Source organism: Streptococcus pseudopneumoniae, from assembly GCF_038148935.1.
In the GTDB taxonomy this organism is placed as follows: Bacteria; Bacillota; Bacilli; order Lactobacillales; family Streptococcaceae; genus Streptococcus; species Streptococcus pseudopneumoniae_U.
Genome location: NZ_JBBJZX010000033.1, coordinates 1 through 20,469 on the forward strand (window position 1 = coordinate 1; position 20,469 = coordinate 20,469).

At 39.9% G+C, this 20,469-nt stretch carries 20 protein-coding genes; 13 read left to right on the forward strand and 7 right to left on the reverse strand.

Going from position 1 to position 20,469, the window contains the following annotated elements; all coding sequences use genetic code 11:
- Window positions 1–45 precede the first annotated feature (45 nt).
- Window positions 46–759 (reverse strand): 16S rRNA (guanine(527)-N(7))-methyltransferase RsmG, encoded by a 714-nt coding sequence (gene rsmG / locus WKI42_RS05070; RefSeq protein ID WP_262080094.1) that lies wholly within the window; start codon window positions 757–759, stop codon window positions 46–48.
- Between the two features lie 93 nt (window positions 760–852).
- Here rsmG and WKI42_RS05075 point away from each other — a divergent pair, with 93 nt between their 5' ends.
- Together WKI42_RS05075 and htpX are read left to right on the forward strand one after the other, a co-directional pair.
- Window positions 853–1,413, forward strand: coding sequence for a LemA family protein (locus tag WKI42_RS05075; protein ID WP_368081344.1), 561 nt, complete (start codon window positions 853–855; stop codon window positions 1,411–1,413).
- A 1-nt stretch (window position 1,414) separates the two neighbouring features.
- Window positions 1,415–2,314, forward strand: coding sequence for a zinc metalloprotease HtpX (gene htpX, locus WKI42_RS05080; protein ID WP_368081345.1), 900 nt, complete (start codon window positions 1,415–1,417; stop codon window positions 2,312–2,314).
- Between the two features lie 44 nt (window positions 2,315–2,358).
- Here the strand turns inward: htpX and WKI42_RS05085 are convergent, their stop codons facing one another.
- From WKI42_RS05085 to WKI42_RS05095, 3 genes are all read right to left on the reverse strand, one after another.
- Window positions 2,359–3,885, reverse strand: a complete 1,527-nt coding sequence (locus WKI42_RS05085; RefSeq protein WP_368081346.1) for an ATP-binding cassette domain-containing protein — start codon at window positions 3,883–3,885, stop codon at window positions 2,359–2,361.
- A gap of 88 nt (window positions 3,886–3,973) precedes the next feature.
- Entirely contained in the window at window positions 3,974–4,165 is a 192-nt protein-coding gene (locus WKI42_RS05090; protein ID WP_061439162.1) for a hypothetical protein, read from the reverse strand.
- 209 nt (window positions 4,166–4,374) lie between these two features.
- Entirely contained in the window at window positions 4,375–4,635 is a 261-nt protein-coding gene (locus WKI42_RS05095) for a helicase BlpT (protein ID WP_419986648.1), read from the reverse strand.
- Window positions 4,636–4,855: 220 nt separating this feature from the next.
- On the opposite strand from WKI42_RS05095, the gene WKI42_RS05100 reads away from it, so the two are divergent.
- The 6 genes from WKI42_RS05100 (at window position 4,856) to carB (ending at window position 12,207) form a co-directional block, all read left to right on the forward strand.
- Window positions 4,856–5,398 carry a DUF177 domain-containing protein gene (locus tag WKI42_RS05100; RefSeq protein ID WP_368081347.1) on the forward strand — a complete coding sequence of 181 codons (543 nt, stop codon included), beginning with the start codon at window positions 4,856–4,858 and terminating at the stop codon, window positions 5,396–5,398.
- The gene (gene nth / locus WKI42_RS05105) at window positions 5,398–6,027 is read left to right on the forward strand and encodes an endonuclease III (RefSeq protein ID WP_000244443.1); all 630 of its coding nucleotides are present in this window, start codon (window positions 5,398–5,400) and stop codon (window positions 6,025–6,027) included. The genes WKI42_RS05100 and nth overlap by 1 nt, the downstream gene beginning before the upstream one ends.
- 210 nt (window positions 6,028–6,237) lie before the next feature.
- Window positions 6,238–6,759, forward strand: a complete 522-nt coding sequence (gene pyrR, locus WKI42_RS05110) for a bifunctional pyr operon transcriptional regulator/uracil phosphoribosyltransferase PyrR (RefSeq protein ID WP_000850023.1) — start codon at window positions 6,238–6,240, stop codon at window positions 6,757–6,759.
- Between the two features lie 18 nt (window positions 6,760–6,777).
- Window positions 6,778–7,701, forward strand: coding sequence for an aspartate carbamoyltransferase catalytic subunit (locus tag WKI42_RS05115; protein WP_173254239.1), 924 nt, complete (start codon window positions 6,778–6,780; stop codon window positions 7,699–7,701).
- A 49-nt stretch (window positions 7,702–7,750) separates the two neighbouring features.
- Window positions 7,751–8,830 carry a carbamoyl phosphate synthase small subunit gene (locus WKI42_RS05120; protein WP_000166853.1) on the forward strand — a complete coding sequence of 360 codons (1,080 nt, stop codon included), beginning with the start codon at window positions 7,751–7,753 and terminating at the stop codon, window positions 8,828–8,830.
- A 200-nt stretch (window positions 8,831–9,030) separates the two neighbouring features.
- On the forward strand, window positions 9,031–12,207 hold the full coding sequence (gene carB / locus WKI42_RS05125; RefSeq protein WP_368081348.1) for a carbamoyl-phosphate synthase large subunit: 3,177 nt from the start codon (window positions 9,031–9,033) through the stop codon (window positions 12,205–12,207).
- Window positions 12,208–12,474: 267 nt separating this feature from the next.
- On the opposite strand, the gene WKI42_RS05130 is transcribed toward carB, so the two are convergent.
- From WKI42_RS05130 to tacF, 3 genes are read right to left on the reverse strand one after another with little or no spacing between them, the layout of a single operon-like run.
- Window positions 12,475–13,284 carry a phosphorylcholine transferase LicD gene (locus tag WKI42_RS05130; RefSeq protein WP_368081349.1) on the reverse strand — a complete coding sequence of 270 codons (810 nt, stop codon included), beginning with the start codon at window positions 13,282–13,284 and terminating at the stop codon, window positions 12,475–12,477.
- 1 nt (window position 13,285) lies between these two features.
- The gene (locus WKI42_RS05135) at window positions 13,286–14,089 is read right to left on the reverse strand and encodes a phosphorylcholine transferase LicD (RefSeq protein ID WP_368081350.1); all 804 of its coding nucleotides are present in this window, start codon (window positions 14,087–14,089) and stop codon (window positions 13,286–13,288) included.
- A gap of 9 nt (window positions 14,090–14,098) precedes the next feature.
- Entirely contained in the window at window positions 14,099–15,586 is a 1,488-nt protein-coding gene (gene tacF / locus WKI42_RS05140; protein ID WP_173283449.1) for a type IV teichoic acid flippase TacF, read from the reverse strand.
- A gap of 438 nt (window positions 15,587–16,024) precedes the next feature.
- Here tacF and WKI42_RS05145 point away from each other — a divergent pair, with 438 nt between their 5' ends.
- From WKI42_RS05145 to WKI42_RS05165, 5 genes are read left to right on the forward strand one after another with little or no spacing between them, the layout of a single operon-like run.
- Complete coding sequence (locus tag WKI42_RS05145; protein ID WP_024057711.1) at window positions 16,025–16,732, forward strand: IspD/TarI family cytidylyltransferase; 708 nt, start codon at window positions 16,025–16,027, stop codon at window positions 16,730–16,732.
- Window positions 16,733–16,736: 4 nt separating this feature from the next.
- Window positions 16,737–17,759 carry a ribitol-5-phosphate dehydrogenase gene (locus tag WKI42_RS05150; RefSeq protein WP_172922424.1) on the forward strand — a complete coding sequence of 341 codons (1,023 nt, stop codon included), beginning with the start codon at window positions 16,737–16,739 and terminating at the stop codon, window positions 17,757–17,759.
- A 16-nt stretch (window positions 17,760–17,775) separates the two neighbouring features.
- Window positions 17,776–18,645 (forward strand): phosphotransferase family protein, encoded by an 870-nt coding sequence (locus WKI42_RS05155; protein WP_267240152.1) that lies wholly within the window; start codon window positions 17,776–17,778, stop codon window positions 18,643–18,645.
- Window positions 18,635–19,513 (forward strand): DMT family transporter, encoded by an 879-nt coding sequence (locus WKI42_RS05160; RefSeq protein WP_004269680.1) that lies wholly within the window; start codon window positions 18,635–18,637, stop codon window positions 19,511–19,513. The genes WKI42_RS05155 and WKI42_RS05160 overlap by 11 nt, the downstream gene beginning before the upstream one ends.
- An 11-nt stretch (window positions 19,514–19,524) precedes the next feature.
- The gene (locus tag WKI42_RS05165) at window positions 19,525–20,214 is read left to right on the forward strand and encodes a sugar phosphate nucleotidyltransferase (RefSeq protein WP_368081351.1); all 690 of its coding nucleotides are present in this window, start codon (window positions 19,525–19,527) and stop codon (window positions 20,212–20,214) included.
- The last annotated feature ends 255 nt before the right edge of the window (window positions 20,215–20,469 follow it).

Here is a 20,469-nt window from a genome sequence, read left to right on the forward strand (position 1 = left end):
ATAAAAGAGCGAGGCTGATTTTGTAAATATTTTTTACTTAAAAATTTAAAGCGGGCGTTTATTTGGCATGCCAGCCTTACGTGGGTATTTGTTGGGCGTTTCTTTTTTCTTTTCTACCACTGTGATGTAGCGCGGATCTCCATTTGGTAGGGCGTAGCTGAGATTGTCTTCGACCTTACTAAAAAGGAGGTTGAGGGCATTCTTAGCTTCTAATAATTCCTCAGGCGCATTGCTGGCCTTGAGTGCTAATAGTTTGCCACTAACTTTAAGGTAGGGGATAGTCAATTCAGACAAGACCTGCATACGGGCAACCGCACGAGCTGTTACAAAATCATAGTGAGCACGGAAGTTCTTGTCTTGGGCAAAATCCTCGGCACGTCCATGGTAGAAATGAACATCGTCCAAATCCAGTTCTTGGGCCAAAAGTTGCAGGAAGTTGATGCGCTTATTGAGTGAATCAATGATGGTCACATCTAGCTGAGGATAGAGAATTTTCATCGGCAGACTAGGAAATCCTGCCCCAGCTCCAATATCAAGCAATTTGATATTTTCATTTGAAATCAAGCCTTGAAGGATGGGTGCAATCGAATCGTAAAAATGTTTGAGATAAACTTCATCCTTGTCTGTAATAGCTGTTAGATTAATTTTTTCATTCCATTCGACCAAGAGTTCAAAATAACGTTCAAATTGTTTTTTTTGCTGGTCCGAAAGTGGAAGATTCTGCTCGGCAAGCAAGTTGTAAAATGTTTCTGGTTTCATAGTTATTTCCTTCTTTAGTATCATCTTATTTTACCACAATCATAAAAAATTTGATATACTGGTACTAATCTAAAAGTAGAAAGGACTTATATAATGACTTGGATTATTCTTGGAGTTGTCGCTCTTATTATTATTTTTGTGATTGTTAGCTATAACGGTTTGGTTAAAAATCGTATGCAAACCAAGGAGGCTTGGAGCCAGATTGATGTTCAGTTGAAACGTCGAAATGACCTCTTGCCAAACTTGATTGAGACTGTAAAAGGTTATGCCAAATATGAAGGTTCTACCCTTGAAAAGGTGGCAGAACTACGTAACCAAGTGGCGGCAGCGACTTCACCAGCAGAAGCTATGAAAGCTAGTGATGCCCTTACTCGTCAGGTTTCAGGTATTTTTGCAGTTGCAGAAAGCTATCCAGATTTGAAAGCTAGTGCCAACTTTGTTAAATTGCAAGAGGAGTTGACCAATACAGAAAATAAAATTTCTTACTCTCGTCAACTCTATAACAGTGTTGTCAGCAACTACAATGTAAAATTAGAAACTTTCCCAAGCAATATTATCGCTGGAATGTTTGGATTTAAAGCAGCAGATTTCCTTCAAACACCAGAAGAGGAAAAGGCAGTTCCTAAAGTTGATTTTAGCGGTTTAGGTGACTAAGATGTTGTTTGATCAAATTGCAAGCAATAAACGAAAAACCTGGATTTTGTTGCTGGTATTTTTCCTACTTTTAGCTCTTGTTGGCTATGCGGTTGGTTACCTCTTTATGCGGTCTGGGATTGGTGGTTTGGTTATCGCACTGATTGTCGGCTTTATCTATGCCTTGTCCATGATTTTTCAATCGACAGAGATTGTCATGTCCATGAATGGAGCGCGTGAGGTTGATGAGCAAATGGCACCAGACCTCTACCATGTAGTGGAAGATATGGCTATGGTCGCTCAGATTCCTATGCCCCGTGTTTTCATCATTGATGATCCAGCCTTAAATGCCTTTGCGACAGGTTCTAACCCTCAAAACGCAGCGGTTGCTGCGACTTCAGGTCTCCTAGCTATCATGAATCGTGAAGAACTAGAAGCTGTTATGGGACATGAAGTCAGTCATATTCGTAACTACGATATTCGTATTTCGACTATTGCTGTTGCCCTTGCTAGTGCTATCACCATGCTTTCTAGTATGGCAGGTCGTATGATGTGGTGGGGTGGAGCAGGTCGCAGACGAAGTGACGATGATAGAGATGGAAATGGTCTTGAAATCATTATGCTCGTGGTTTCTCTACTAGCTATCGTGTTGGCTCCTCTCGCTGCAACCTTGGTGCAACTAGCTATTTCTCGTCAGAGGGAATTCCTAGCTGATGCTTCCAGTGTTGAGTTGACGCGCAATCCTCAAGGAATGATTAATGCCCTACGTAAGTTAGACAATAGTAAACCCATGAGTCGTCCTGTCGATGATGCCAGCAGTGCACTTTATATCAATGATCCTAAGAAAGGTGGAGGGTTCCAAAAACTCTTTTACACCCACCCACCTATTTCAGAACGGATTGAACGTTTAAAACATATGTAAAAAGAATCCAGAGGTCATCTCTGGATTTTTACTATGTTGCAAATTTATAAATCGTCTAAATTAACTACCTCCAAACCATGTTCTGTCAAGCGATAGATGCATGAACAGACCTCTTTTAAGAAACGACGGTCATGCGAAACAGTGATGATACCGCCTGGATAGGTTGCAAAGAGTTTTCTGATTTGGGGTTGAGAAGTTGGAGAAAAGTTTCGTGTAGGTTCATCCAGCAGGAGAAAGTTTGGTTTACGCAAGACTAAATCCAAAAGCAGGAGTTTACCCTGCTGCCCGCCAGATAAGGAGAGAATTTGATGCTGCATTTCTGGATAACTGAAATTGAGACTAGCTAAGTGAGATTGGATTTTTTGTAGTTCCTCTTTTTCTCCAGTTTTGCTGAGGTAGGCTATTGGGGATAAATCCAGTTGCAGTTTTTTGTGGTAATCTTGTGGTATAAAACCAAGCGAAATCTCTCTTTTATCATTCAGAAGTTGTTGTAATTTGGCTAACAGAGTTGATTTCCCAATACCATTTGGGCCGATGATACCGATTTTTTCTTGTCCACGGACAGTTAGTTGTAGTTTTTGAACCAAAACTCGGTCGCCAATGGCCAAATTTTCCTTTTCCAGTTGGATTAAGACTTTAGAAACTGGTAATGACTGTATATCTGAGAAGAAAAGTCTGATTTCTTCCTCTTCAAGTGGTTTTTGAGTCATGGACTGAGCTATCTTTTCAATGCGTTTTTCTTGAGAGAGAACATTTTTCATCTTTTTAGCCAATAGGCGACCGGCAGTACTATCTTTAGTAGCTCGAAGTGCAGTTTCTACATTTTGCTTGACTCGGCGATGTTTTTCCATGGTTTTATCGTAGGCTCTTTGATCGTTGGCAGCTTGCTGACTTTGTCTGACAAAATTAGCCTGTCTCTGCTCACTATAGCTCTCATAGTCTAAATGCTCTACTAGAGTTTCAGCTTCTTTTCGGTGCTTGACCAGTCGCAAGTGGACAATAGTATCTGCCGTTTCAGAAAGAAAGTCTTCATCATGGGAGATGAAAATAACAGTTTGCCTGGTCTTTTGAATCTGACCTTTTAGCCAATCAACCGTCTCAAGGTCTAGGTCGTTTGAAGGTTCATCTAAAAATAGAATCTCAAAGGGTTTAGCTAACTCATGGATGAGCTGAATTTTCAAAGATTCGCCGCCTGATAGACTGCCAATCTTTTGGTCGCTAGCAAAACGATCACTATCAAAATGCAACTTCTCCGCCAAACGATAGAGGATACTGTAGTCTAAATCAATAGAATCCAAAAAGAAGTAGTCGTGTAGAGTTTTCTTTTTCAGGTCCTCGGGGAGTTTTTGAGGGATGTAGGCCAGTGACTGATAGTCAGACTGGATGTCTCCCTTGATAGTGAAATCAGACAAAGCTTCCCCCATTAAAATTTTAAGTAAGGTTGATTTGCCATTTCCCTCTTCGCCAATAATAGCTACCTTTTCCCCGTCTTGGATGCTCATGCTTAAATCAGAGACAAGGTCTCGTAGATCTTTGTTTTGTGTGATGGTCAGGTGATTGATGTTTATCATATGATTGCCCTTTCTAGAATATCAATAGTGCATAACAAAAAGCTCTACTTTACCTAGTAGAGCCAATGTCTATGTCAAAAAAACTCTATTAATACTCTTCGAAAATCTCTTCAAACCACGTCAGCGTCGCCTTACCGTAGATATGATTACTGACTTCGTCAGTTCTATCCACAACCTCAAAACAGTGTTTTGAGCTGACTTCGTCAGTCTTATCTACAACCTCAAAGCAGTGCTGTGAGCAACCTGCGGCTAGCTTCCTAGTTTGTTCTTTGATTTTCATTGAGTATAAAATGCCAGAAGAAAGAGCATAAAAGAGCACACAAAAAGAGACAAAAACAAGATCTACTAAATAAAGGTTCTTTATTTGATAGACTTAGTTGTTCATGTCTCCCTTACCTCCGAGTATTTGTACCTCTATCCTATACCTTTCAGGATATTTTGTCAACAGAAAACTGGAAATTCTATGCTTTAAAATCCAAAAACAGGTACCTAAAGACTTAGTACGTGTTTGACATGATCGTAATGGAATTTATCATAGTTGTGCCAAGAGATACGTGCTTGGTCGTTGAGTTTTAGGCTACCGAGACCTATCAGAAGACTGGTAGGTTGGTAAAATTTCTCAAGGTCTATTAAGATACTGTTGTTCAACTTTTCCGCTTTTTTGAGCTCTTGCAGAGTAGTATTTAGTAGCTCTTGTAGTCGAATATCATCTGCCCTACCCTGTTTACAGTTTTGGTAGCTTTTATTTATTTAACTCGGATAGGAGTTGGGTTGCATTAGTACCGAGTTCTTTGTCTTCCATATGAGCATCCTCCTTGCTCTTATGTATTCTTTCCTATAGTATAGAACTAAAAAACAAAAATATCGTAGTAAATATGTTAAAAAATCGAATTTTAATTATAAAGTTTGGTGGGCTGATTTGTAGCCTTTTCATGGTATAATCAAGAGAGTAAATCTTTATGGAGGAAGTATGAAATTAAATATTCAAGAGATTCGCAAGCAGTCTGAAGGCTTGCATTTTGAACAAACATTAGACTTAGCCGCAGACCTGCGTGCACGTAATCAAGAAATTTTAGATGTAAAAGATATCCTTGCTGTTGGGAAAGTACAGTACGAAGACCGTATGTATTTCTTAGATTATCAACTATCTTATACCATTGTTCTTGCTTCAAGTCGCAGTATGGAGCCAGTTGAGTTAGTTGAATCTTATCCAGTAACGGAAGTTTTCATGGAAGGCGCAACTAACCAACTAGATCAGGAAGTTTTAGACGATGACTTGGTCCTGCCTATCGAAAATGGAGAACTTGACCTTGCTGAGAGCGTATCAGACAATATCCTACTAAACATTCCTATCAAGGTCTTGACGGCTGAAGAAGAGGCTGGTCAAGGATTTGTTTCAGGAAATGACTGGCAAATCATGACAGAGGAAGAATACCAAGTCCAACAAGCAGTCAAGAAAGAAGAAAACAGTCCTTTTGCTGGCTTACAAGGACTATTTGACGGAGACGAATAATGGTCTTGTCAAAAAAACGAGCACGAAAAGTGCTAGAAGAAATCATTGCTCTTTTTCCAGATGCCAAGCCTAGTCTTGATTTCACCAATCATTTTGAACTCTTGGTTGCGGTCATGTTGTCAGCTCAGACAACGGATGCAGCGGTAAATAAAGCCACGCCAGGTCTCTTCGCTGCCTTTCCAACGCCACAAGCCATGTCTGTTGCGACAGAGAGTGAGATTGCCTCACACATTTCTCGCCTGGGACTGTATCGAAATAAGGCTAAATTCCTTAAAAAATGTGCCCAACAGTTACTAGACGATTTTGATGGTCAAGTCCCTCAAACACGTGAGGAATTAGAGAGTTTGGCTGGTGTTGGTCGCAAGACAGCCAATGTTGTCATGAGTGTGGGCTTTGGGATTCCAGCTTTTGCAGTGGATACTCATGTGGAGCGTATTTGCAAACACCACGATATCGTCAAAAAATCAGCGACACCACTTGAGGTGGAAAAGCGGGTCATGGATATCTTGCCACCGGAGCAGTGGTTAGCTGCCCATCAGGCTATGATTTATTTTGGAAGAGCCATTTGCCATCCTAAAAATCCAGAGTGTGACCAGTACCCACAATTATATGATTTTAGCAATTTATAAGATGGGGGATCAAAAGTTTTTGCTTGATTTTAAGCATGCTTTGTGCTATAGTATTTGATAACTAAATATTCCTTTAAACCTGTCCCGTGAGGCAGGCAAGGAGAACGATTAAGTAGTAGGGTGAAGTCTATACTGTTTGCAGTAGGGCTTACTTAGCTATACATTTCAAGTCTCCTTGTTTAAGGAGACTTTTCTTTTTGGAGGTTTGTCATGAAGACAAAAGAAGTTGTAGATGAATTGACCGTCAAACGAGCGATTACGCGTATTACTTATGAGATTATCGAACGCAACAAAGATTTGAATAAAATCGTCTTGGCTGGTATTAAAACTCGCGGTGTCTTTATCGCCCACCGAATCCAAGAACGTTTGGAACAGCTAGAAAATCTTTCAGTTCCTGTTGTGGAATTGGATACCAAACCTTTCCGTGATGATGTTAAAAGTGGAGAAGATACTTCTTTGGTTTCTGTTGATGTGACAGACCGTGAAGTTATCTTGGTGGACGATGTGCTTTATACAGGCCGTACCATCCGTGCTGCTATTGATAATATTGTCGGTCATGGTCGTCCTGCGCGCGTGAGTTTAGCAGTTCTAGTCGATCGAGGACATAGAGAATTGCCAATCCGTCCAGATTACGTTGGAAAAAATATCCCAACTAGTCGTTCTGAAGAAATCATCGTAGAGATGGCAGAACTTGATGGCCAAGACAGAGTTCTGATTACTGAAGAAGCTTAGAAAGCTAAAGGAGTAGCCATGTCAGAAAATCAACAAGCATTGAACCATGTGGTATCCATGGAAGACCTCACTGTTGATCAAGTGATGAAATTGATCAAGCGAGGAATTGAGTTTAAAAACGGAGCTCAGCTTCCCTACGAGGACCATCCGATTGTTTCCAATCTTTTCTTTGAGGATTCTACACGGACGCATAAGTCCTTTGAAGTGGCAGAGATTAAACTGGGATTGGAACGACTTGACTTTGATGTGAAGACTAGTTCGGTTAATAAAGGTGAAACACTTTATGATACTATTTTGACTCTGTCTGCTTTAGGAGTGGATGTCTGTGTGATTCGCCACCCTGAGGTCGATTATTACAGAGATTTGATTGCAAGTCCCACGATTACGACTTCCATTATCAATGGTGGAGATGGTTCGGGACAACATCCTAGCCAGAGCTTGCTTGATTTGATGACTATTTATGAGGAATTTGGCCACTTTGAGGGTCTCAAGGTTGCGATTGCAGGTGACTTGGATCATTCACGTGTTGCCAAATCCAATATGCAGATTTTGAAACGCTTGGGAGCTGAACTCTTTTTCGCTGGACCTGAGAAATGGAGAAGTCAAGAGTTTGCAGACTATGGACAGTTTGTAACCATTGATGAAATCATTGATCAGGTGGATGTTATGATGTTTCTCCGAGTGCAACATGAACGCCATGATAGTGGAGCTGTCTTTTCAAAAGAAGACTACCATGCCCAACATGGCTTGACTCAAGAACGTTATGACCGTTTGAAAGAAACAGCAATCCTCATGCACCCAGCTCCAGTCAATCGTGATGTAGAAATCGCAGATCACTTGGTTGAAGCACCAAAATCACGGATTGTCCAACAAATGACCAATGGTGTCTTTGTTCGAATGGCAATCTTAGAATCCGTACTGGCGAGTAGAAACGCCAACTAAAACACAAGACGTTAAAAGACGCCAGTGAGCGTCCACGAGAGGTGAAAATATGACAAAAAGACTTCTAGTATTAGAAGATGGCACAGTTTTTGAAGGCAAGGCCTTCGGAGCAGATATCGATGTAACAGGTGAAATTGTCTTTAACACAGGGATGACCGGCTATCAAGAATCCATTACAGACCAGTCTTATAATGGACAGATCTTGACCTTTACTTATCCTTTGGTGGGAAATTATGGAATTAACCGTGATGATTACGAATCCATTATTCCAACTTGTAAGGGAGTCGTTGTTTTTGAAGAAGCGCGTAGAGCAAGCAACTGGCGCAACCAAATGACGCTAGATGAATTTTTGAAAGCCAAGAAAATTCCGGGTATTTCAGGGATTGATACGCGTGCCCTTACCAAGATTATCCGTAAGCATGGTACTATGCGTGCAACCTTGACTCATGTTGGGGACAGCATGGATCATGTGACGGACCAGCTCCAAGCAACAGTATTGCCGACAGACAATATCAAGCAGGTTTCTACTAAAACTTCATATCCAGCTCCAGGAGTTGGTTTGAGCGTGGTGCTAGTGGACTTTGGTCTCAAGCACTCAATCCTACGTGAACTTTCTAAACGCAACTGTAACGTGACGGTTGTTCCTTATTCAACAACGGCTGAAGAAATTCTCCATCTCAATCCTGACGGAGTTATGTTGTCAAATGGTCCAGGTAACCCCGAAGACGTTCCACAAGCACTGGATATGATTCGTGGTGTGCAAGGAAAAATCCCAATCTTTGGTATCTGTATGGGACACCAACTTTTTGCTATGGCAAACGGGGCTAAGACTTACAAGATGAAATTTGGTCACCGTGGATTTAACCATGCAGTACGTGAAATTGCTACAGGACGTGTGGATTTTACAAGTCAAAACCATGGTTATGCAGTTAGCCGTGAGGATTTGCCAGAGCATTTGATTATCACCCACGAAGAAATCAATGATAAGTCAGTTGAAGGTGTGCGTCACAGATACCAACCTGCTTTCTCTGTTCAATACCATCCAGATGCAGCTCCTGGTCCTCATGACGCTAGCTACCTATTTGACGAATTTATCGAGATGATGGAAGCTTTTAAACAATCAAACTAAGAACGAGTAAAAGCTCGTCGGAGAATTTATTTAATGGCAACCCGAGAGTTGCCGAATAGAAAGGAGACGATACATTGTTCGCGGAAGTGAACACGCCCTAAGAACTGTGTGAAAAAGATAAACATCGTCTTGACGCTAAAGGCGTCTGCACCGAGTTTTCTATTTTCACTGTGTTCTTTACGGGCTTTGTATCATAAACTATGCCTAAACGTACTGATATTCAAAAAATTATGGTGATTGGTTCTGGTCCGATTATTATTGGTCAGGCTGCTGAGTTTGACTACGCTGGGACCCAGGCTTGCTTGTCGTTGAAAGAGGAAGGTTATGAGGTTGTCTTGGTTAACTCAAATCCTGCAACCATCATGACGGACAAGGAAATTGCTGATAAGGTTTACATTGAACCGATTACACTTGAGTTTGTGACACGTATTCTTCGTAAGGAACGTCCAGATGCCTTGCTCCCCACACTCGGTGGTCAGACAGGGCTCAATATGGCCATGGAATTATCTAAAAATGGTATCCTTGATGAGCTTGGTGTTGAGCTTCTGGGTACTAAACTATCTGCCATCGATCAAGCGGAGGACCGTGACCTCTTTAAACAATTGATGGAAGAACTCAACCAACCAATCCCAGAATCTGAAATTGTCAACACAGTCGAAGAAGCAGTTGCCTTTGCAGCAAAAATTGGCTACCCAGTCATCGTCCGTCCAGCCTTTACACTTGGTGGTACTGGTGGTGGTATGTGTGCCAACGAGGAAGAATTGCGTGAAATCGCTGAAAATGGTTTGAAATTGTCACCTGTTACCCAATGTTTGATTGAGCGTTCAATCGCAGGTTTCAAGGAAATCGAATACGAAGTTATGCGTGACTCAGCTGACAATGCTTTGGTTGTTTGTAACATGGAAAACTTTGACCCAGTTGGGATTCACACAGGGGATTCCATTGTATTTGCCCCTGCCCAAACCATGTCAGACTATGAAAACCAAATGCTTCGTGACGCAAGCTTGAGCATTATTCGTGCCCTCAAGATTGAAGGTGGATGTAACGTCCAGCTAGCCCTTGATCCACATAGTTTTAAGTACTATGTTATCGAAGTAAATCCTCGTGTGTCTCGTTCTTCAGCCCTTGCCTCTAAAGCGACAGGTTACCCAATTGCTAAGTTGGCTGCCAAGATTGCAGTAGGTTTGACCTTGGATGAAGTTATCAACCCAGTTACAGGTTCAACCTATGCTATGTTTGAGCCTGCCCTTGACTACGTTGTTGCCAAGATTCCACGTTTCCCATTTGACAAGTTTGAAAAGGGTGAGCGTCGTCTTGGTACTCAGATGAAGGCCACTGGAGAAGTCATGGCGATTGGTCGTAACATCGAAGAGTCGCTTCTTAAGGCTTGTCGTTCCCTTGAAATTGGGGTGCACCACAATGAAATACCTGAACTTGCAGCAGTTTCTGATGATTCCTTGATTGAAAAAGTAGTCAAAGCCCAAGATGACCGCCTCTTCTACGTATCAGAAGCCATTCGCCGTGGTTACACACCAGAGGAAATCGCTGAATTAACTAAGATTGATATCTTCTATCTGGATAAACTCTTGCATATCTTTGAAATTGAGCAAGAATTAGGTGCCCATCCACAAGATTTAGACGTTTTGAAAAATGCCAAACTCAATGGTTTCTCAGACCGTAAGATTGCTGAACTTTGGGAAACGACTGCAGACCAAGTCCGTCAGCTTCGTTTGGATAACAAGATTGTTCCTGTTTATAAGATGGTCGATACTTGTGCGGCAGAATTTGACTCTGAAACACCATACTTCTATTCAACCTATGGTTGGGAAAACGAGTCTATCAAGTCTGATAAAGAATCTGTACTTGTCCTAGGTTCTGGTCCAATCCGTATCGGGCAAGGGGTTGAGTTTGACTACGCAACCGTTCACTCTGTTAAGGCTATCCAGGCGGCTGGCTATGAAGCCATCATCATGAACTCAAACCCAGAGACCGTTTCTACAGACTTCTCTGTATCAGACAAGCTTTACTTTGAGCCATTGACATTCGAAGATGTTATGAATGTCATCGACTTGGAGCAACCAAAGGGAGTTATCGTTCAGTTCGGTGGTCAAACAGCTATCAACCTTGCGGAGCCATTGGCAAAAGCAGGTGTGACTATTTTGGGAACGCAAGTTGCTGACCTAGACCGCGCCGAAGACCGTGACCTCTTCGAGCAAGCTCTTAAAGATTTGGATATTCCACAGCCACCAGGACAAACGGCTACCAATGAAGAAGAAGCAGTACTTGCAGCTCGCAAGATTGGTTTCCCAGTCCTCGTTCGCCCATCTTATGTCTTGGGTGGTCGTGCTATGGAAATCGTTGAAAACGAAGAAGACCTTCGTTCTTACATGCGTACAGCGGTTAAGGCTAGTCCTGACCATCCAGTCCTTGTAGACTCTTATATCGTTGGACAAGAGTGTGAAGTTGATGCCATTTCAGACGGAGAAAATGTCCTTATTCCTGGTATCATGGAGCATATCGAACGTGCCGGTGTCCACTCAGGTGACTCAATGGCCGTTTACCCACCACAAACCTTGTCGCAAAAGGTGCAAGAAACAATCGCAGACTATACTAAACGTCTAGCAATCGGTCTTAACTGCCTTGGAATGATGAACATCCAGTTTGTCATCAAGGATGAAAAAGTCTATGTTATTGAGGTCAATCCACGTGCCAGCCGTACCGTTCCATTCCTTTCTAAGGTGACCAATATTCCTATTGCTCAAGTAGCGACTAAGCTCATTCTTGGTCAAAGTTTATCAGAACTTGGCTACCAAGATGGACTTTACCCTGAAAGCACCCGCGTTCATATCAAGGCACCTGTCTTCTCCTTTACCAAACTAGCTAAGGTAGACAGCTTACTTGGTCCTGAAATGAAGTCAACAGGGGAAGTTATGGGTTCTGATACGACTTTGGAAAAAGCTCTCTATAAGGCCTTTGAAGCTTCTTACTTACACTTGCCAACTTTTGGTAATGTTGTCTTTACCATTGCTGATGATGCAAAAGAAGAAGCCTTGGACTTGGCTCGTCGTTTCCAAAATATTGGCTATGGAATCCTCGCGACAGAAGGGACAGCAGCCCTCTTTGCTAGTCATGGACTGCAAGCTCAACCTGTTGGTAAGATTGGTGATGACGATAAGGATATTCCAAGTTTTGTTCGTAAAGGAAGAATTCAAGCTATTATTAACACAGTAGGAACCAAACGAACTGCAGACGAAGATGGTGAGCAGATTCGCCGTTCAGCTATTGAACACGGAGTGCCCCTATTCACAGCCCTAGATACAGCTAACGCCATGCTCAAAGTATTGGAAAGCCGTAGTTTTGTCACAGAAGCAATTTAATACCCAATGAAAATCAAAGAGCAAACGAGTCGCAGGCTGTACTTGAGTACGGCAAGGCGACATTGACACTGTTTGAAAAGATTTTCGAAGAGCATAAATAGGAAAATAAGTTGGACAAAAGGTCTTGAAGAAGATAAGGAAAACGCATAATATCTGGTGTTGAAAAACCTTGATATTATGCGTTTTGTTGTGGGGGGACTTACTTCATTTTTTCCTACAATTGAGTTTTTCCAAGTCTCACTCAATACTTTGTATAATCGCCCTCAATCAATTTTTACGATAGGCTTTAATACTGTGACTATACCATTCTTGCATTTCCTTTGATGGTGGTGTCATATAATCCCCATACATCTGAGTTAAAAATTGGTCATATTTTTTTGGGACGGGCAACATACGACCTTCAAACTCAGTTAAGATGAGTTCTTTAAAGGTATCAACTGGGAAGACTTCTTTCATTCCTTCCTTACCGATCCCAATTCCTCCCTCATATTGAGGAGAGTTGGTTGTAGCATTTTTGACTAGCTGATCAATTTTCTTGTAAAAGTAACGGGGATTGACCACTCGGAGGGCGTACCAGCTACATAATCTTAGAAAATCTTTTAACTTGCTATCACCGTGAACTGCGCGTGATTTTTTGATATAAGCTAGTTGACGAAGGGCTACATACTTATAACTCTTGTCGACAATGCTCAAGTCTGTAAATCGATCAATTGGGAAGACATCGATGAAAAGGCTGGTATCATGACGCTTGTACTTAACATGGTCTTCGATAACGGTAGAAGTATCTAAAATCGATGCGAAATTATGGAAGTACCAAGAAGAAGTGTCATATGAAAGAACCTTATAGCGAGGGTGATTTTCTTCTTCAATAATCTTCAATAAGCGCTCATAATCTTCACGATAGAGAGAAATATCAATATCATCATCCCAAGGAATCATACCTTTGTGGCGGATAGCTCCAAGCATGGTTCCATAACTTAGAAAATAAGGAATATCATGTTTCTTACAAGTCTCATCAATATAGTCTAGCAGGGCTAGTTGAATTTCTTTAATTTCTTTTTTTTCTAAATACTGCATCCTAATCCTCCAATTTGTAAGCGTGAAATTCATGACTGTAGAAGCGTTTTTCTTCTGGTGGTAGGGTCATATAATCTCCATAAAATTGTGTCAAAATAGTATCATATTTTTCAGGTGCGGGAAGGCTTAAATTCTCAAAGGGTAAATCGATTGTTTTATCAAAGGTAGCACTTGGAAAGACTTCCTTTTCCTTAAATTTTGAAGGGATAAAGGCCATATACTGCCCATTCTCATGACTATATTTTTGAATTTCTTTCTCGATTTTATGTGCGAAATAACGAGGAGAAACCGGTCGAAGGAGCAACCAAAAGGCTGTTCGTATCCAATCTTTTAAAAGGCTATCCTTATAGACAATATTTTTATGTTTACTGAAAGACAGAAGTTTGAAGCTTTCCAGCTTATAACAAATATCAATGACCTTAGGGTCATCAAAGCGATCCATAGGGAAAATATCGATAAAAACACCTGACTCATAGGTTTTTGTATTTCGAGTATCGATTATTTTAGTTGTACTGTCGGTTATTTTGATAAAGTTGTTAAAGTAGTTCTTATCAGTTTCTAAGGAAAGGAGCTTATATTTGCTTTTTTCCTTTTGAAAAATGGTAATAAATCGTTGGTAGTCTTCCCGAGGCATGGATAAATCAATATCGTCGTCCCAAGGGATAAAGCCCTGATGTCGAACTGCCCCAATCAGAGTCCCATAGTTAATAATATAGTTGATACTGTGCTTTTTACAGAGAGTATCAATATAATCCAAAATTTCTAATTCAATTTGTTTGGCATCTTCAATGGTTAGTTGTTTCATTTTAAACTCCTATGATCTTTTGAATTTATTTTTTAAGGCTAGGACATGGTTTAAAAATTCATAGAAAATGCTATCTTTGGTGAAGGCAAGTAGACCAATATAAGAGATGGCTGATAGCAAGACAATCAAACCAGTATTAATCAAAAATGGCAAATTAATGATCATATCCACAGGATACAAGAAATTAATTAGGAAATAAATTCCTACAAAGGAAAGTGAAAAGAGCGAGTATCGAACAGTATAGCTAAAGATATGTCCCAAGTGAATAAGCTGTTTTCTATGGATGAAAATGATATAGAAAACAAGTAGAGAGGCCTCTGATAGCATAGTTGTCAGTAAGTAGTATTCAGGAGCCACGATATGGTTGAAAAAGAGTAGACTATTTAAGCCCAAATTGAGTAGCCCAGCAAAGACTGTGTAAACTGTGATACGTTTTTCATAGCCATTTGTAAAGAGAATTTGGGAACCAAGAATGGTATCTAGTGCCAGGATAATCGTCCGAAAAGCGAAGAGAGAGGTTAAGATACCACCTCCGATATATTTTTCACTACCGTAAAGTAGGATGGCATTTGGTCCTAAAACCATGAGTCCAAAGCTCAGTGGAATGATAAAGAAGTTAAAGATTCGACTGCCCCTGTTAACCAGAGAAACATAGGCTTCTTTGTCTCCTTTACCCAAATAGTAACTGAGACGAGGCACACTCACTCCAATTGCACCTGTTACAACCCCAGCTATAACGGTCACAATTCGCTGAGCCATGGTATAGTAACTAACGTTGACATCAATCCCTGTTTTAACGAGGAAGAGACGGTCCAAAAATGTGAAGAGCATATTGGCATTGGCAAAGACCAACATGGCTGTTAAAGGGAGAAAGAGCGGTTTAAAATCACTTAGGTGGATTTTAACAAGTTTAATGTCTCTTTTAATCCAAAAATAACTAATCAGATAGTTAATCAGTGTCGATAAACTCATCACAAGTGTGTAGACAACAATATCGTGTTCATTTTTAACAAATAAGAAAATAGAGACCAGCATCAGGATACGGATGAAGGCAGTCTTGTAAAAGAGAAAACTGTAATTTTCCAGAGCTTCATTGACCCATTCAATTGAAAAAATCTGGGCAATGAGTTGAATCCCCATAACAAGGTAGACTTTTTTGACAATTGGATTATCTGTAAAGAAGAGAGGATAGGCTAGGATATAGACAGCGGTAGTCAAAATTGTACAAGCTATGCACAAATAAAAAAGACTAGAGAAGGTTCTATTCAGATCTTTTTTGTTATCCTTGACATTACTGATGGCCCGTAAACCGTAGTTATAGACCCCATAAGTCGCAAAGGGCAAGAAAAATGACAAAATAGTGTCAACTGAGTTGAAGTAACCATAGTCAGTTCGGTCCAAGACACGCGCTACATAGGTTCCAGTTAGGATGGGAAAAATAATATTTAAGACACGAATTCCCATGTAGGATAGAGCATTTAATTTTATACTTTTCATTCAATTTACCTCGTTTTTCATTATATCATAAAGTCAGCTAATAAGAAATGAAGGGAAGTAATACTCTTCGAAAATTTCTTCAAACCACGTCAGCGTCGCCTTACCGTACTCAAGTACAGTTACGGCTAGCTTCCTAGTTTGCTTTTTGATTTTCATTGAGTATAAGTCAAGTAATCACTTTGAAGTTTCAAAGCTTAATTTTAAGTTTTCTTTAAGGAAAGTATATTATTCTGAAGAACTCTAAAATTTCACAGCCATTTATCGGTAATGACTACAGAATTCCTAGTCATTACTAGAAATGGACTAGTTTCTTTGAATAATAGAACTCCTTAAACCTTCTATTCTAGAACGGGAGGGTCGGTATTTCTTTCATGATAGGACTAGATTGTGGTATAATAGAGAGAATAAGTTTTTTTAGTAAGACAAAGGAGAAAATAGATGATTTATGCAGGAATTCTTGCTGGTGGAACTGGCACACGCATGGGAATCAGTAACTTGCCAAAACAATTTTTAGAGCTAGGTGATCGACCTATTTTGATTCATACAATTGAAAAATTTGTCTTGGAACCAAGTATTGAAAAAATTGTAGTTGGGGTTCATGGAGACTGGGTTTCTCATGCAGAAGATCTTGTAGATAAATATCTTCCTCTTCATAAGGAACGTATCATCATTACAAAAGGTGGTGCTGACCGCAATACAAGTATTGAGAAAATCATTGAAGCCATTGATGCTTATCGTCCGCTTACTCCAGAGGACATTGTTGTTACCCACGATTCTGTTCGTCCATTTATTACACTTCGCATGATTCAAGACAATATCAAACTTGCTCAAAATCATGACGCAGTGGACACAGTGGTAGAAGCGGTTGATACTATCGTTGAAAGTACTAATGGCCAATTTATTACAGATATTCCAAATCGTGCTCACCTTTATCAAGGACAAACACCTCAAACATTCCGTTGCAAGGACTTCATGGACCTTTATGGATCTCTTTCTGATGAAGAGAAGGAAATCTTGACAGATGCATGTAAAATCTTTGTGATCAAAGGAAAAGATGTGGCCTTGGCCAAAGGTGAATACTCAAATCTGAAGATTACAACCGTAACAGATTTGAAGATTGCAAAAAGTATGATTGAGAAAGACTAGTAAAATGATTAATCAAATTTATCAACTAACTAAGCCTAAGTTTATCAATGTCAAATATCAGGAAGAGGCTATTGAACAAGAGAATCATATCCTCATCCGCCCTAACTACATGGCTGTCTGTCATGCGGATCAGCGTTACTACCAAGGAAAACGTGATCCAAAGATTTTGAATAAAAAGCTTCCAATGGCAATGATTCACGAGTCATGTGGAACCGTTATTTCTGACCCGACAGGAACCTATGAGGTTGGGCAAAAAGTTGTCATGATTCCCAATCAGCCTCCTATGCAGAGTGATGAAGAATTTTATGAGAACTACATGACAGGGACCCATTTCTTGTCCAGTGGCTTTGATGGCTTTATGAGAGAGTTTGTTTCTCTCCCTAAAGACCGTGTGGTGGCTTATGATGCTATTGAAGATACGGTTGCAGCCATTACAGAGTTTGTCAGTGTCGGCATGCACGCTATGAATCGTCTATTGACCCTTGCTCATAGCAAGCGGGACCGAATCGCCGTTATCGGAGATGGAAGTTTAGCATTTGTGGTTGCCAATATTATCAACTATACTTTGCCAGAAGCAGAGATTGTGGTTATTGGTCGTCATTGGGAAAAATTGGAACTTTTCTCATTTGCCAAAGAATGCTATATTACTGATAATATTCCTGAAGATTTGGCCTTTGACCATGCTTTTGAGTGTTGTGGTGGTGATGGTACTGGACCAGCAATTAATGACTTGATTCGCTATATTCGTCCTCAGGGAACGATTCTTATGATGGGAGTTAGCGAGTATAAAGTGAATCTCAATACACGCGATGCCTTAGAAAAAGGTTTGCTCTTGGTTGGGTCCTCTCGTTCTGGTCGCATTGATTTTGAAAATGCTATCCAAATGATGGAAGTCAAGAAATTTGCCAATCGTCTTAAAAATATCCTTTATCTAGAAGAACCTGTAAGAGAAATTAAAGATATTCACCGTGTCTTTGCAACCGATTTAAACACAGCCTTTAAAACAGTGTTTAAGTGGGAAGTATAAGTGCTGGAGGTTAATTGTGGAGAAAATCATTAAAGAAAAAATTTCTTCCCTACTTAGTCAAGAAGAGGAAGTCCTCAGTGTTGAACAACTGGGGGGAATGACCAATCAAAACTATTTGGTCAAAACAACAAATAAGCAATACATTGTTAAATTCTTTGGTAAAGGGACAGAAAAGCTTATCAATCGACAAGATGAAAAGTACAATCTTGAACTACTAAAGGATTTAGACTTAGATGTAAAAAATTATCTTTTTGATATTGAAGCTGGTATCAAAGTAAATGAGTATATCGAATCTGCGATTACGCTTGATTCAAGGTCAATCAAGACTAAATTTGACAAAATTGCTCCAATATTACAAACTATTCATGCTTCTGGCAAGGAATTAAGAGGAGAATTTGCTCCTTTTGAAGAAATCAAAAAATACGAATCTTTGATTGAGGAAAAAATCCCTTATGCCAACTATGAAGCTGTTCGAGAAGAAGTCTTCTCCTTAGAGAAAAGACTGGCTGACTTAGGTGTTGACAGAAAATCTTGTCATATCGATTTGGTGCCTGAAAACTTTATCGAGTCACCACAAGGACGACTTTATCTGATTGACTGGGAATATTCATCAATGAACGATCCAATGTGGGATTTGGCTGCTCTCTTTTTAGAGTCTGAATTCACTCGTCAAGAGGAAGAAGACTTCTTGTCTCACTATGAGAGTGAGCAAACACCTGTCTCTCGTGAAAAGATTGCCATTTATAAAATTTTACAAGATGCTATTTGGAGTCTATGGACAGTCTACAAAGAAGAGCAAGGTGCAGATTTTGGTGACTATGGTGTGAGTCGTTACCAAAGAGCTGTTAAAGGTTTGTCATATTATGGAGGTTCTGATGAAAAATAAAAATGGAGTTTCTTTTGGTCTACTCTCAGGTATTTTCTGGGGTTTAGGTCTAACGATTAGTGCTTATATCTTTTCGATTTTTACAGATTTGTCGCCCTTTGTGGTGGCCGCTGCTCACGATTTCTTGAGTATCTTTATCTTACTAGCTTTTCTCTTGGTAAAAGAAGGAAAAGTTCGTCTCTCAATTTTCTTAAATATTCGCAATGTTAGTGTTATCATCGGAGCCTTGCTAGCAGGCCCTATCGGTATGCAGGCCAATCTTTATGCGGTTAAGTATATCGGAAGTTCTTTAGCTTCATCGGTATCCGCTATCTATCCTGCGATTTCGGTTTTATTGGCTTTCTTCTTTTTAAAGCACAAGATTTCAAAAAATACTGTGTTTGGGATTGTCTTGATTATTGGAGGAATTATTGCCCAGACCTATAAGGTTGAACAGGTCAATTCTTTCTACATTGGAATTCTCTGTGCTTTGGTTTGTGCTATTGCATGGGGGAGTGAGAGTGTCCTTAGCTCTTTTGCCATGGAAAGTGAACTGAGTGAAATCGAAGCCCTCTTAATCCGTCAAGTGACTTCATTCTTGTCCTATCTTGTGATTGTGCTCTTCTCTCATCAGTCATTTGCAGAAGTGGCCAATGGACAATTGCTAGGTCTCATGATTGTCTTTGCTGCCTTTGATATGATTTCCTACTTGGCTTATTATATCGCTATCAATCGCTTGCAACCAGCCAAGGCTACAGGCTTGAATGTGAGCTATGTAGTATGGACTGTCTTGTTTGCAGTTGTTTTCTTGGGTGCACCACTAGATATGCTGACAATTATTACGTCACTTGTCGTTATTGCTGGAGTTTATATTATTATTAAAGAATAAAGGAGATTCGTGTGAAAGCCATCATCTTAGCAGCGGGATTGGGAACTCGCTTGCGTCCTATGACTGAAAATACCCCTAAAGCCTTGGTTCAGGTTAATCAAAAACCCTTGATTGAATACCAAATTGAGTTTTTAAAAGAAAAAGGAATCAATGACATCATCATCATTGTTGGTTACCTTAAAGAACAATTCGATTACTTGAAAGAAAAATATGGTGTTCGCCTCGTTTTCAATGATAAATACGCTGACTACAATAACTTTTACTCTCTCTATCTTGTAAAAGAAGAATTAGCTAACAGCTATGTTATTGATGCAGATAACTATCTCTTTAAAAATATGTTCCGCAATGATTTGATACGTTCGACTTATTTTAGTGTTTATCGTGAAGATTGTACCAACGAATGGTTCTTGGTCTATGGAGATGACTATAAGGTGCAAGACATTACTGTTGATAGTAAGGCAGGCCGCATCCTTAGTGGTGTATCCTTCTGGGATGCTCCAACTGCAGAAAAGATTGTCAGCTTTATCGACAAGGCTTATGCGAGTGGTGAATTTGTTGATCTCTACTGGGACAATATGGTTAAGGACAATATCAAAGAGCTGGATGTCTATGTTGAAGAATTAGAAGGCAATAGCATCTATGAAATCGATAGTGTCCAAGACTATCATAAATTAGAAGAGATTCTTAAAAACGAAAATTAAAAATTTTGTATGTGAGTTATAGTCTCGATAAAAATAGTTACATCAAAATGAAATAGGAATTAGGTGAATCAATTGGGGAAGTCAAATTAGTGTGTTCGTCTCTTATTTCAATCTACTATACAAGAAAAGTGCAAATAAGAAATCTCCAGATTAGGAACCATCAGTGAGTTCTCTAGTTTGGAGATTTTTCAATATACTTCGTTATTGGACGGTTACAATTGAGTGTTATCTAGCTTCCGGCTCATTTATTTGTTG